Origin of the sequence: Thiobacillus denitrificans DSM 12475, from assembly GCF_000376425.1 — a bacterium.
GTDB classification, from domain to species: domain Bacteria; phylum Pseudomonadota; class Gammaproteobacteria; order Burkholderiales; family Thiobacillaceae; genus Thiobacillus; species Thiobacillus denitrificans.
In genome coordinates, this window is the sequence record NZ_AQWL01000005.1 from 77,332 (window position 1) to 89,504 (window position 12,173).

Genomic DNA, 12,173 nt, shown 5'->3' on the forward strand with positions numbered 1-12,173 from the left:
GCCCCTCCTTGTAACTTGTAACTTGCAACCCGGATCTAGCCGAAAGCCCAGGCGGCGAACGGTTCGATCTCGTCGCGATTCAGCAGCATCAGCTGGTAGGCGTTCGGATTCAGCGAATGCGCTGGCGTGGTGTCGACGCCGAGCCGCTGCAGCACGTAGCCGAGCAGGGCGCGCCGCACCGTCACTTCGATGGCCTCGCCGCTCGCGCCGTAATCCAGCAACAGGCTCTCGCGCCTGGGCGCATCGAGCCCGCTGTGCGGGGCGAGCTTGAGGCTCACCGTCTCCACCCAGTCGTCGTCGTACTGCTCGCCGGATTCGGCGGGCGTATCCAGGCATTCGGCCGCGATGACGCGCGACAGCACGAAATCGCGGAAATCGCAGGTGTCCTCGCTATATGCCCGCACATGCCAGCGCAGCCCGGTACTGACCAGGGTGTGTGGTTCCAGCACCCGCTGCGACCCACCCTCTCGCCCGGACAGGGAACGGTAGCCGACGCGCAGCTTGCGCCGGCCGTGGATGGCGCGGGTGATCTGCGCCAGCGTCTGCGGCCTGGGCAAGCGGGCCGGCAGCGGCAGCGCCGCGGTCGGCAAGCCATAGACCAGCGCGTCTCCGTACGGCCCGTTCGCCACCGCCAGATTGGCGGCGATGACCGGCAGCACGGCAGCGGGTGTGAGATCGGCAAAGACGGCGCCGAAATCCGCGCCCGGCACAAAACCGAACACGCTGTGCTGATAGACGAGATTGCCGGGGGCCAGATCGCCGTAGAGCTTGAGATCCTTGGTCGCCGCCGGGTCGGACAGTCCAAACGCCCGGGCGACGTCGCTGCGCGTCACCACCCCGGCGTACCAGGCCATGATCTCGATGTACTGCAACCGCTGGCGTGTCGCCCACTTCACGTCCATGCGCATTTTTTCTTTTGCAATCATGATGCCCGCTCCGCTTGAGCCGATGTGCCCGAAATTATAGGGCGCCCCCTGCCGAATACAATCTAGCAAGTTATATTTTCTACATACGTGATATTTTTTATTGACATCAATAAATATATCTCCTACATTGCACCCCATGCAGACGCTGCGACGCCTGTCCTTCGAACGCCCCCACTGACCAGGAGAGAGAAACCATGGCATCCCCCGCATTGGCAGAAGACAAATCGAAAGCGCTGGCCGCCGCGCTCGGCCAGATCGAAAAGCAGTTCGGCAAGGGCTCGGTGATGCGCCTCGGCGATCACGACGTGGCGCGCGATATCCAGGCCGTCTCCACCGGCTCGCTCGGGCTCGATATCGCACTCGGTGTCGGCGGCCTGCCGCGCGGCCGCGTGGTCGAAATCTACGGCCCGGAATCAAGCGGCAAGACCACGCTCACGCTGCAGGTCATCGCCGAAATGCAGAAAATGGGCGGCACCGCCGCCTTCATCGACGCCGAACACGCGCTCGATCCAAGCTACGCGCAGAAACTCGGCGTCGACGTCGACAACCTGCTGGTCTCGCAGCCCGACACCGGCGAACAGGCGCTGGAAATCGCCGACATGCTGGTGCGTTCCGGTTCGGTCGACGTGGTGGTGGTCGACTCGGTCGCCGCGCTTACCCCCAAGGCCGAAATCGAAGGCGAGATGGGCGATTCGCACATGGGGCTGCAAGCCCGATTGATGTCCCAGGCCTTGCGCAAGCTCACCGCCAACATCAAGCGCACCAACACCCTGGTCATCTTTATCAACCAGATCCGCATGAAGATCGGCGTCATGTTCGGCAACCCCGAGACCACCACCGGCGGCAATGCCCTCAAGTTCTACGCCTCGGTCCGTCTCGACATCCGCCGCATCGGCGCGATCAAGAAAGGCGACGAGATCATAGGCAACGAAACCAAGGTCAAGGTCGTCAAGAACAAGGTCTCGCCGCCGTTCAAGGAAGCCTTCTTCGACATCCTCTACGGCCAGGGCATCTCGCGCGAAGGCGAAATCATCGAACTCGGCGTCGCCCACAAGCTGGTCGACAAGTCCGGCGCCTGGTACGCCTACAACGGCGAGAAGATCGGCCAGGGCAAGGACAATGCGCGCGAATACCTGAAGGAACACCCGGAAATCGCCGCCGAGATCGAAGCCAAAGTCCGCGCCGCCGTCGGCGTCAGCAACCCCACGGCGGCCGGGGATGAAGCCGGCGCCTGAGCCCGGCGAGCTGCGCGAACGCGCCCTGCGCCTGCTGGCACGGCGCGAACACAGCCGCTGTGAGCTCGCCCGCAAGCTCGAAACGGCAGGCTTCGAGCGCGCAGAAATTGCCGTCCTGCTGGATGAGTTTGAAACCAGAAACTGGCTGTCGGACCGCCGCTTCGCCGAAAGCTGGGTCGCCGACCACCGCGCCCGCGCCGGCAGCGTCAAGCTTGCCTACGACCTGCGGCAGCGCGGCGTGGGCGACGCCATCATCGAAGCCGTGCTGAGCGATAACCGCGACAGCGAATTCGAGCGCGCGCGCGCAGTATGGGAGAAGAAATTCGGCTCCGCACCCGCCGACGCGCAGGAGAAAGCCCGGCAGATGCGCTTCCTGCAAAGCCGCGGATTTGCGGCTGAGCTCATCCGGCGCCTTGTCCCGGACGCAGGGCATGACTGACCCCTCCCGCCAGCCTCCCCGCGCGACGCAATACACGCAATACGGGTAGCGGGCGTTACCCTGCGGCAAGCAGTGATACGCCGCTCTTTCTGATACAGTCTCGCTTTTCCTCAGCCCAATCACCGAGTCAACGCAACATGAAATATCAGAATCCGGATGAATTCATCCGCCGCGCCGCCGAGCACAACCCCGGCCAGCCGGAGTATCTGCAAGCCGTTACCGAAGTCGTGGAAAGTCTGTGGCCGTTCGTATCCCAGCACCCCAAGTACGCCGAGCACGGCCTGCTGGACCGCCTGATCGAGCCGGAACGGATCGTCATCTTCCGGATCTCCTGGGTCGACGACCACGGCGAGGTCCAGGTCAACCGCGGCTATCGCATCCAGCACAGCATGGCCATCGGCCCCTACAAGGGCGGGCTGCGCTTTCATCCCTCGGTCAACCTGTCCATCCTCAAGTTCCTGGCCTTCGAGCAGACCCTGAAGAACGCCTTGACCACGCTGCCCATGGGCGGCGGCAAGGGTGGCGCGGATTTCGATCCCAAGGGCAAGAGCCCCGGCGAAGTGATGCGCTTCTGCCAGGCCTTCATCACCGAGCTGTATCGTCACATCGGCGCCGAAACCGACGTGCCGGCCGGTGACATCGGTGTCGGCGCGCGCGAAGTCGGCTTCATGGCCGGGATGATGAAGAAACTGACCAACCGAGCCGACTGCAACTTCACCGGCAAGGGCCTGAGCTACGGCGGCTCGCTCGTTCGCCCGGAAGCCACGGGCTACGGCGCGGTCTATTTTGCCGACGAAATGCTCAAGCATGCCGGCCGTTCGATCGAGAATCTGCGGGTCGGCGTCTCCGGCTCGGGCAACGTGGCCCAATTCGTCATCGAAAAAGCCATGGCCCTGGGCGCGAAGGTCGTCACGGTGTCGGACTCGAGCGGCACCGTGGTGGACGACGCCGGCTTCACCCCGGACAAGCTCGCCGAATTGATGGAGGTCAAGAACCACCTCCACGGTCGCGTCAGCGATTATGCCGAGCGCGTCGGCGGCGAATTCCATGCCAACATGCGCCCCTGGAACGTGCCGATGGACGTGGCGCTGCCCTGCGCCACCCAGAACGAGCTCAACGACAACGATGCGGCGACGCTGATCAAGAACGGCCTGGTTGCCGTGGCCGAAGGCGCCAACATGCCCACCACCGCCGAAGCTGCGCGCCTCTTCGACAAGCACCGCATCCTGTATGCCCCCAGCAAGGCGAGCAACGCCGGCGGCGTCGCCACCTCGGGCCTGGAGATGAGCCAGAACGCCATGCGCCTGTCGTGGCCGCGCGAAGAGGTCGATTCCCGTCTGCTCAGCATCATGCAGGGCATCCATCAGACCTGCCTGCAGCATGGGCAGCGCGAAGACGGCAGCGTCAGCTACGTCGACGGCGCCAACCTGGCCGGCTTCATCAAGGTGGCCGACGCCATGCTGGCGCAGGGCGTGATCTGAGCAATCACGGCGCCACAGCGGGCCACTATGGGCTAAAAAAGACCGCTGGGGCGGTCTCGGACTACCACAACCGCCGTCTTTTCACGAAGGCGGGGTTTTGTTTTAGCCTAAATGTAGGGTCCGTTCAAACTGACCGCATTTTCCTTTTCTGCTTTTTAAGCCATTTCTGAACAGGAACAGCCACCCAAGGTGGCCGTTCCTTTTAACAAGCGGGGGCAAATCCCCCGGTTATTCGCGTTGCGCTCTGCGCGTACGCTTACGGACAACCACCTTGGCCAGACTTCAGGCCACGCTTGGCATCACAGATTGTGCCGCTTGCAGCCCAAACCATATTGGCTTGTCCTGCAGTCGTTGACGGGGTCATGGTGTAAGTCAAATTAGTACCACTGGTGTCCGTTGCGCCGGTCGTTGCGGTGATTGCTCCAGTGGCAGCAGCAATTGTGGGTGCAGCAGTAACAAACTTCGACACTGACAGAGTCGGGATGCCATTGCTGCCTTGGGTTGTGCAGTTAGTCCAGGCACCTTCTGACATATAGCATTCAGACATGGCGGTTTTCAAGCTGTTCAATTCCTGGGCAGCACCCGAGGCACGCGTGCGAGAGGTGTAATCGCCATACTGCGGAATCGCAATCGCAGCCAGAATACCGATGATCGCCACCACGATCATCAGTTCGATCAAAGTAAAACCTTGTTGAACTTTACGCATTTCAAATCTCCTTAAGTTGGGCAAGTTGAACACGAGCCTCCCGTGTCTGGCTTGTTAACGAGCAGCAGGCATGCCAACTTTAGGGCCGGGATCCAATTTTGCGGGGACGATCCCGAGAAAGCCTGTCAATTCTGGCCCTTGGCCCCGAATTCAATTCGGCCGCAGCCTATTGTCACGTTGCCTTCCAGAGTTCGCGCGCGCTGCGCATGACCCGCCATGGCATGAGTTGACGTTTTTCGTCACGCCCCACCCCTGCGCGGCACCGGCAATAAAAAAGCCACGCTTGCACGTGGCTTTTTTGGATTTTGGTGGGTCGGGCGAGATTCGAACTCGCGACCAACGGATTAAAAGTCCGCTGCTCTACCGGCTGAGCTACCGACCCCCGGAAAAGAGCTGGCGCCCTATCCGCGAAAGCCGGAAATTATAAACGAGGCCATGCCGCTGGGTAAAGCGTTACGCGCGTTTTTTTCACGGGATGAGGGGGAATGAGTCAGGATAGGGCTTGCCACTGGCGGCCGCGTCACGTTCTGGCGGCTTCCGTTTCTGCAAGGGCTTGATCGGGCAGGCCGAACGGCGAACGCTATTTGTACGGCGTGGGGTCGGGCACCCCGGCCTGCGCAAATCCCTGACGCCGCAGGCGACAGGCATCGCACACGCCGCAGGCACGGCCGTCGGCATCGGCCTGATAGCAGCTCACGGTTTGCGCATAATCGACGCCGAGCGCGGCGCCGCGCTGGATGATCTGCGCCTTGGACAGGTGCTGCAGCGGCGCGTGGATCCGAAGCTTCGCGCCTTCGATTCCGGCGCGGGTCGCCAGGTTGGCCATGCGTTCGAATGCAGCGATGAATTCTGGGCGGCAGTCGGGGTAGCCGGAATAATCGACGGCATTGACGCCGATGAAGATGTCGCGTGCGCCCAGGACTTCGGCCCAGGCGAGCGCCAACGCCAGCATCACCGTGTTGCGCGCGGGCACGTAGGTGACCGGGATGCCCGCGGTCGGCGTTTCGGGCACGGCAATGGCTGCATCGGTCAGCGCCGAGCCGCCGAAATCCCCCAGTCCCAACCGCACCACACGATGCCCGGCGGCTCCCAGGCTTGTGGCCAGCCGCGCCGCGGCGGCAAGCTCGGCATTGTGGCGCTGGCCGTAGTCCAGGCTCAGCGCGTGGCAGACGTAGCCGGCTTCACGCGCGATCGCGAGCACGGTGGCGGAGTCCAGCCCGCCGGAAAGCAGGATGACCGCGGGTTTCATTTGCCCGGCACGTTGCCCCACAGCAGCTTGTGCAGCTGCACCTGCAGCCGCACCGGCAGCCTGTCGGCCAGGATCCAGTCGGCCAGATGCGCCGGCGGCAGTTCGCCCTGCACCGGCGAAAACAGGACCGAGCAAATCCGCGCAAGGCCCCGGACCTGAATGATCTCGCGCGCCCATTCGTAGTCGGCGCGGTCGGCCAGCACGAACTTGATTTCGTCGTGCGGCGTGAGGTGGGCGAGGTTCTCCCAGCGGTTGCGCGCCGCTTCGCCCGATGCCGGCGGCTTGATGTCGACGATGCGCGACACCCGCGGATCGACCTTGCCGATATCGAGCGCGCCACTGGTTTCCAGCGACACCGAATAGCCGGCGTTGCACAGCGCGGTCAGCAACGACAGGCAGTTTTTTTGCGCCAGCGGCTCGCCGCCGGTGACGCACACTGTGGGCACGCCGTAGTCCGCCACCCGCGCCAGCAACGCGGCCAGGGTGACGGTTTCGCCGCCCTGGAAGCTGTAAGGCGTGTCGCACCAGCGGCAGCGCAGCGGGCAGCCCGACAGACGGACGAACACGGTTGGCAAACCCGCGCGGCTGGTTTCGCCTTGCAGCGAAAAAAACACTTCCGTCAGGCGCAGCGTGGTGGTGGCATACGATTCCAAACGGGCTTCTACCCCGGTGGGCACAAGAGCCCGTAGTGGATCGGAGTCCTTGAGGGCATACGATTCCACACGGGCTGCCGCGTCCGGAGTGTGCGATCGTTGCTGTTCGACCGGCTCTGCGGCCCCAGCCTCCCCTTTATGCTCTTCGGGGTATTCACTGGAACAACCACGGCCTGCCTCTCGCGGGCGGAACGTAACGGGCCCGGCCACGGAAACCTACTTGAATGCGGCCAGCCGGCGGGTGGCAATATTGGCCGCGCTGGTGCCGGGATGTTTGGCCACCAGTTCTTCGAGCGTTTTGCGCGCGCCGTCGATGTTGTCTAGCGCGATCTGGCTGGCAGCGATATTGAGTTGCGCGTCGGGCACCTTGGCGCTGGCGGGATAGATCGCCACCAGCTTCTGCTGGTGTGCCAGCGCGGATTTGTAATCCTTCAGGGCGTAATACGAATAGCCGATCCAGTATTGGGCATTGGAAGCCAGCGCACTGCCGGGATACGCCTTGAGAAAACCCTTGAATCCGGCAATGGCGCCCGCGTAGTTGGCTTCGCGGAAATGGCCGAGCGCCGCTTCATAGCCACGGGCTTCAAGTTGCGGGTCCGGCTGTGGCGTGGCGGATGCGGATGTAGCTGCGGATGCGGGTGCAGCGGCGACCGGTGCGGCAGGCGCACTGGGGGGGGCAGCGGGTGCGGCGGGCTGAACCGCATCGGCAACCGGCGCAGGTTTGGCTGCCTTGGCGAGGTCCGTTACGCGCTGGTCGAGGTCGACATACAGGTCGTTCTGCCGCTTGCCCAGCGTGTCCAACTGGTGCGTCTGGACTTCCGCCTGACCACGCAGCCGGGCGATTTCGGCCTTGAGCGTTTCAACCTCCGTCAGCAGACCCAGCAATTGCTGATTTTGCTGGATCGCACCCTCCAGCTTGCCGATGCGGGCATCGAGCGCCTGCACCTGGCGGGCGAGCTCAGCGGTGTCCGCCCACGCCGGCTGAGCCAGCGCGAGCACGGAAGCGAGAATCAAGCCGTAGCGCATCAAAACCGGTTACTCGTCGGCATACACCACATCGGTGCGGCGGTTCTCGGCGTACGCTTCCTCGGTGCTGGCTTCATTGCGCGGCTTTTCCTCGCCGAAGCTGACCGCTTCCAACTGCGCCTCGGCCACGCCCAGCACGGCCAGCGCCTTGCGCACCGCTTCGGCACGCTTCTGCCCCAGCGCCAGGTTGTATTCGCGGCTGCCGCGTTCGTCGGCATTGCCCTGCAGAATCACGCGCGCATCGCGCTTGGACAGCAGATATCCCGCATGCGCTTCGAGCACCGGACGATATTCTGCCTTCACCACGAAGCTGTCGAAATCGAAAAATATGCTGCGGGTGGACAGCGGGCTGGCCGGATTCTTCCGCGGATCGCCGGCATAGCTGCCATCCAGCGCGCTGCCCGCCACACCCGCGCCGCCCAGCGCAGTGGTTTCGGTGCCGGCGGTCTTGCCGGCACCGGCGGCCTGCCCTGCACTGGCAGCCTTGCCGCCGGTACGGTCTTCAACGGTCGCTTGCGTGCCGCCGGTGGTGCCGCACGCAGACAGGGTCAATGCCAGCAGAATGGGCCAGAAAATCTTGTTCATCAGTCTCTCCTCCTTATTAACGAAAACGGCTTGGCGCGAGAGCAGCGCGGGGTTCACTCCCCGCAGCGTTCCCCGCCTCGAAACAAGCATGCCCGATCCTCATGGTCCCCAGGCTGGCTCGCGGGCATCGACGCCCGGCTCGGACAGGCGCGCGCGCGTTTTGCCATCCAGGCTCACCGTGCCAAGTATCCCACGTCCGCCCTCTACGGTGGCATAGAGGACGGCCTGTCCATTGGGCGCAAAGCTGGGCGATTCGTCACGCGCGGTATCAGTCAGCACACGGGTCTGCCCGGAAGCCAGTTCATGCAGCACCACGCTGAATCGCCCTCCATCGCGGCTGATGTAGGCGAGGTGCCGTCCATCCGGGCTGATCGTGGGGGAAACATTGTAACTGCCGTTGAAAGTCACGCGCCTGGGCTCGCCGCCGCTGGCCGCCATACGATAAATTTGCGCACTGCCGCCGCGATCCGAGGTGAAATACAGGGTTTGTCCATCCGGCGAAAACACCGGCTCGGTATCGATATTCCCGCCCTTGGTCAGCCGGGCAAGCCCACTGCCGTCGGCGTTGATCAGATAAATCTGCGACGCCTCGTCGCGCGTCAGCACCACGGCCAGGCGTCTGCCGTCGGGCGACCAGGCCGGCGCCGAATTGGATCCCTTGAATGCCGCAAGCTTGCGGCGCGCGCCGTCCTGCAGGGACTGCACATACACAATGGGCTTCTTGTCTTCGAACGATACGTACGCCAGGCGGCTGCCGTCGGGCGAGAACATCGGCGAAATCAGCGGCTCAACGGAGCGCACGACCGTGCGCGGGGTTTGTCCGTCGGCATCGGCCACGCGCAACTCGAAGGACTTGCCCCGCTTCTGCACATAAGCAATACGGCTGCCGAAAGCGCCCGGGATGCCGGTCAGCTTTTCGTACACGATATTGGCAATCTGGTGCGCCGTCGCGCGCCATTGCGCCGCCGAAATGGTGTAGCTGTAGCCTGCCAGCTGCGTCTGCTTGACCACGTCGAGCAGACGGAAACGGATTTCGAAGCGCCCCCCGGGCAAGGCAATCACCTGGCCGACCACCATGGCGTCCGCTCCCTTGCTTCGCCAGGCGCCGTAGTTGACTTGCGCGGACTCGGCCGGTTGCGGCATCCCGCCGGCGTCCACCAGCCGGAATTGGCCGCTGCGGTTGAGATCGTCCCCCGCAATCTGGGTCAGCGCGGGCACAGGCTGGCCCGGCGCAGCCTTGAACGGCACCATTGCCACTGCAATCTTGTTGGCCGCGCCGCCGATGACCTGGATTTCCATTGCCGCCCGCGCAGGAAACGATGCGCCAAGCAAGGCAAAGCAGAACAGCGGTAACAGTAGAACAGCACGCAACATGGGAACGGGAATCTCGATCGAAAGCGCTTGATAGGACGGGCAGTTTAGCACAGGCCTCATACCGGGCTTTGCGCTGCGCGCCGCCTGCGGCCTTGCGCCGGATGCCTCCGGCTCACTCTTTGGGACGATGGACGAAAGAAAGTTCCGGCACGAATGCGGCGCGTGCGTCCCGATCGGCCGGCAACGGCAGCGGGGAGGATTTCTCGATGGCACGCACCACCGCCTCGTCGTATGCCGCATTCCCGCTGCTCTGCGTCACCCGCACGCTCTGCACTTCACCGGTGGGCAGCAACCTCACCGCACAGCGCACTTCGGGGTTGCCTTTCAGGTTGTCTGGCAGCCGGGTATTGCCGCGCACCTTGGCGCTGATCTGGTCGCGATGCTGCCCCACGACGCGCGCCACCTCGGTCTGCCGCTTGCTGGCGGCGGCACGTTCCGCGGCCTGCTTCATGGCCAGCGCCGCATTGGCTGCCTCCTCGTCCGCCGTCCGCTGCATCAAATCCTCTTCCATCTGGCGCAGCAACTCACGTTTTTTCTGTTCGGCCAGCTGTTTTTCATGTGCCTTTCTGGCGGCTTCGGCCCGGGCTTGCTGTTCCTCGGCCTGGATGGCCTTCAGTTTTTCCAGACGCTCGGCCTCGGCTTTTTGTTTTCGCAGGCGCTCGGCTTCGGCTTTCTTTTTTTCCAGCGCAATGTCGGGCGCCTTGGGCGGCGCCGGTTCGTCCGCCACCGGCTTGGGGGCGGGCACGGCCTTGACCGGCTCGGGCGCTTTTACCGGTGGCGGGGGCGGCGGCTCGGGCGGCTTGACCGCGACAGGCGGCGCGGCCTTGGGCAGGTTTTCCCACAAGTCGACCATCACCGGTGCGGGATGCTGGGTCTGCCATGACACGCCGAACACCAGCAGCAGCACAAAGACGGCGTGTACCCCTAATGCCAGCACGCCGGCCGCAAACCGGGGCGCCGGGCGCGAGACGAAAGGCGCGTCTGTCGGAAGGTTCATGGGGCCGGGCGGGCGAGCAGTCCGATGCGGGTGATCTGCGCCTGCTGCAAGAGCGTCATCGTATTCATCACTTCCTCGTAACGGACATTCCTGTCTGCCGCGATGACCACCGGCTGATCCGGCAAGGCGCGATGCAGCGCAGCGATTTCGTCCGCCAGCGCCGATTTCGCCACCACCCGCGCGGTGCCGCCGGTCGCGCGATTGCGCAGCTGGTATTCGCCCGACTCCTTGATGATGATTTCCAGCGGCTGCGCCGGCGACTGCGCCGTCTTGCCGACGCTCGGCAGATCGACCTGGCCGGGGTTGATGAAAGGTGCCGTCACCATGAAGATGACGAGCAGCACCAGCATCACGTCGATCATCGGCACGACGTTGATCTGGGCGACCTGTTTGCGGGTCCGCGCCATGAATCAGACCGCCTTGGTCGCCTGCCGCTGCAGGATGTTGGAAAACTCTTCCATGAAGCTTTCCATGCGGTTGGCCAGGCGGTCGATGTCATGGGTGTAGCGGTTGTAGCCGACCACCGCGGGGATCGCGGCGAACAGGCCCATCGCGGTGGCGATCAGTGCTTCCGCGATACCGGGGGCGACCTGCGCAAGGGTAGCCTGGGCGACGCTCGACAGTCCCATGAATGCGATCATGATGCCCCACACCGTGCCGAACAGGCCGACGTAGGGCGACACCGAGCCGACGGTGGCGAGAAACGACAGGTGCGATTCCAGTCCGTCGAGTTCGCGCTGGTAGGTGGCGCGCATGGCGCGGCGGGTGCCGTCGATGATGACGTTGAGCGACAGGCCGGTCTGCCGCCGCAGTTTCATGAATTCGCGAAAACCGGCCTCGAAGATGTGCTCCATTTCGCCCGCATCCTCGCGTTCGGCGGCCACCCGCTGGTACATGGCATTGATGTCGCCGCCGCCCCAGAATTCGCGCTCGAAACGATCGGTCATGCGCAGGGCGCGCTTCAGCGCGAACATCTTGATGAAGATGAACCACCAGGACATCAGCGATGCACCCAGCAGCAGCGCCATGACGATCTGCACCGGCAGCGAAGCGTTGAGAACGAGGTGGAGCAGCGAGAGGTCTTGGCTGAGTTCGGGATTCACGTCGCGTGGGTCAGGGTTTGAAGTAAGGGCACAGGTATTTTAACGGCTTTGAAGCGCACCGCATCGACGCAGGCGAGCGTCACGACGGCCTCTGCGAGACGGGTGGGGCCGCGCAGAAGTTCCTGCCGCACGCTGAGGCTGGCGCGTCCGGCTTCGTGCAGCGTGACCGACACGTCGAGCCGGTCGTTGAAGCGCGCCGGCGACAGATAATCGATTTCCACCCGCCGCACCACGAACACGACGCCCGCCTCGTCGCGCAGGGCGTCCTGCTCGAACCCCTCGGCACGCAGCCATTCCGAGCGCGCACGTTCCATGAACCTGAGGTAGTTGGCGTAATACACCACTCCGCCGGCATCGGTGTCTTCCCAGTACACGCGCACCGGCCAGACAAACGCCATG

14 protein-coding genes and 1 tRNA gene are annotated in these 12,173 nt (G+C 63.8%); 3 read left to right on the forward strand and 12 right to left on the reverse strand.

Annotated elements, in window-relative coordinates; all coding sequences use genetic code 11:
- Positions 1–35: 35 nt before the first annotated feature.
- Entirely contained in the window at positions 36–926 is an 891-nt protein-coding gene (locus B059_RS0109160; RefSeq protein ID WP_018077948.1) for a helix-turn-helix transcriptional regulator, read from the reverse strand.
- A gap of 209 nt (positions 927–1,135) precedes the next feature.
- On the opposite strand from B059_RS0109160, the gene recA reads away from it, so the two are divergent.
- From recA to gdhA, 3 genes are all read left to right on the forward strand, one after another.
- Positions 1,136–2,161 carry a recombinase RecA gene (recA, locus tag B059_RS0109165; RefSeq protein ID WP_026177410.1) on the forward strand — a complete coding sequence of 342 codons (1,026 nt, stop codon included), beginning with the start codon at positions 1,136–1,138 and terminating at the stop codon, positions 2,159–2,161.
- Complete coding sequence (recX, locus tag B059_RS0109170) at positions 2,145–2,600, forward strand: recombination regulator RecX (RefSeq protein ID WP_018077949.1); 456 nt, start codon at positions 2,145–2,147, stop codon at positions 2,598–2,600. The genes recA and recX overlap by 17 nt, the downstream gene beginning before the upstream one ends.
- 137 nt (positions 2,601–2,737) lie before the next feature.
- The gene (gene gdhA / locus B059_RS0109175) at positions 2,738–4,081 is read left to right on the forward strand and encodes an NADP-specific glutamate dehydrogenase (RefSeq protein ID WP_018077950.1); all 1,344 of its coding nucleotides are present in this window, start codon (positions 2,738–2,740) and stop codon (positions 4,079–4,081) included.
- 256 nt (positions 4,082–4,337) lie between these two features.
- On the opposite strand, the gene B059_RS21655 is transcribed toward gdhA, so the two are convergent.
- The 11 genes from B059_RS21655 to ybgC all read right to left on the reverse strand — a co-directional run bounded on the left by B059_RS21655 (position 4,338) and on the right by ybgC (position 12,172).
- A complete protein-coding gene (locus B059_RS21655) occupies positions 4,338–4,787 on the reverse strand; it encodes a pilin (protein WP_026177411.1) in 450 nt (149 codons plus the stop codon).
- Between the two features lie 306 nt (positions 4,788–5,093).
- A tRNA-Lys gene (locus tag B059_RS0109185) sits at positions 5,094–5,169 on the reverse strand.
- A 198-nt stretch (positions 5,170–5,367) separates the two neighbouring features.
- Positions 5,368–6,036, reverse strand: coding sequence for a 7-cyano-7-deazaguanine synthase QueC (queC, locus tag B059_RS0109190; RefSeq protein ID WP_018077951.1), 669 nt, complete (start codon positions 6,034–6,036; stop codon positions 5,368–5,370).
- Positions 6,033–6,689 (reverse strand): 7-carboxy-7-deazaguanine synthase QueE, encoded by a 657-nt coding sequence (queE, locus tag B059_RS0109195; RefSeq protein ID WP_018077952.1) that lies wholly within the window; start codon positions 6,687–6,689, stop codon positions 6,033–6,035. Before queE ends, queC begins: the two co-directional genes overlap by 4 nt.
- Before the next feature lie 216 nt (positions 6,690–6,905).
- A complete protein-coding gene (gene ybgF, locus B059_RS0109200; RefSeq protein WP_245538767.1) occupies positions 6,906–7,703 on the reverse strand; it encodes a tol-pal system protein YbgF in 798 nt (265 codons plus the stop codon).
- Between the two features lie 21 nt (positions 7,704–7,724).
- A complete protein-coding gene (pal, locus tag B059_RS0109205) occupies positions 7,725–8,300 on the reverse strand; it encodes a peptidoglycan-associated lipoprotein Pal (protein ID WP_018077954.1) in 576 nt (191 codons plus the stop codon).
- 99 nt (positions 8,301–8,399) lie between these two features.
- Complete coding sequence (tolB, locus tag B059_RS0109210) at positions 8,400–9,674, reverse strand: Tol-Pal system beta propeller repeat protein TolB (RefSeq protein ID WP_026177412.1); 1,275 nt, start codon at positions 9,672–9,674, stop codon at positions 8,400–8,402.
- A 112-nt stretch (positions 9,675–9,786) separates the two neighbouring features.
- A complete protein-coding gene (tolA, locus tag B059_RS0109215) occupies positions 9,787–10,671 on the reverse strand; it encodes a cell envelope integrity protein TolA (RefSeq protein WP_018077956.1) in 885 nt (294 codons plus the stop codon).
- Positions 10,668–11,078 carry a protein TolR gene (gene tolR / locus B059_RS0109220; RefSeq protein ID WP_018077957.1) on the reverse strand — a complete coding sequence of 137 codons (411 nt, stop codon included), beginning with the start codon at positions 11,076–11,078 and terminating at the stop codon, positions 10,668–10,670. Before tolR ends, tolA begins: the two co-directional genes overlap by 4 nt.
- 3 nt (positions 11,079–11,081) lie before the next feature.
- The gene (tolQ, locus tag B059_RS0109225; protein WP_018077958.1) at positions 11,082–11,774 is read right to left on the reverse strand and encodes a protein TolQ; all 693 of its coding nucleotides are present in this window, start codon (positions 11,772–11,774) and stop codon (positions 11,082–11,084) included.
- Positions 11,771–12,172, reverse strand: a complete 402-nt coding sequence (gene ybgC / locus B059_RS0109230) for a tol-pal system-associated acyl-CoA thioesterase (protein WP_018077959.1) — start codon at positions 12,170–12,172, stop codon at positions 11,771–11,773. Before ybgC ends, tolQ begins: the two co-directional genes overlap by 4 nt.
- Position 12,173 lies beyond the last annotated feature (1 nt).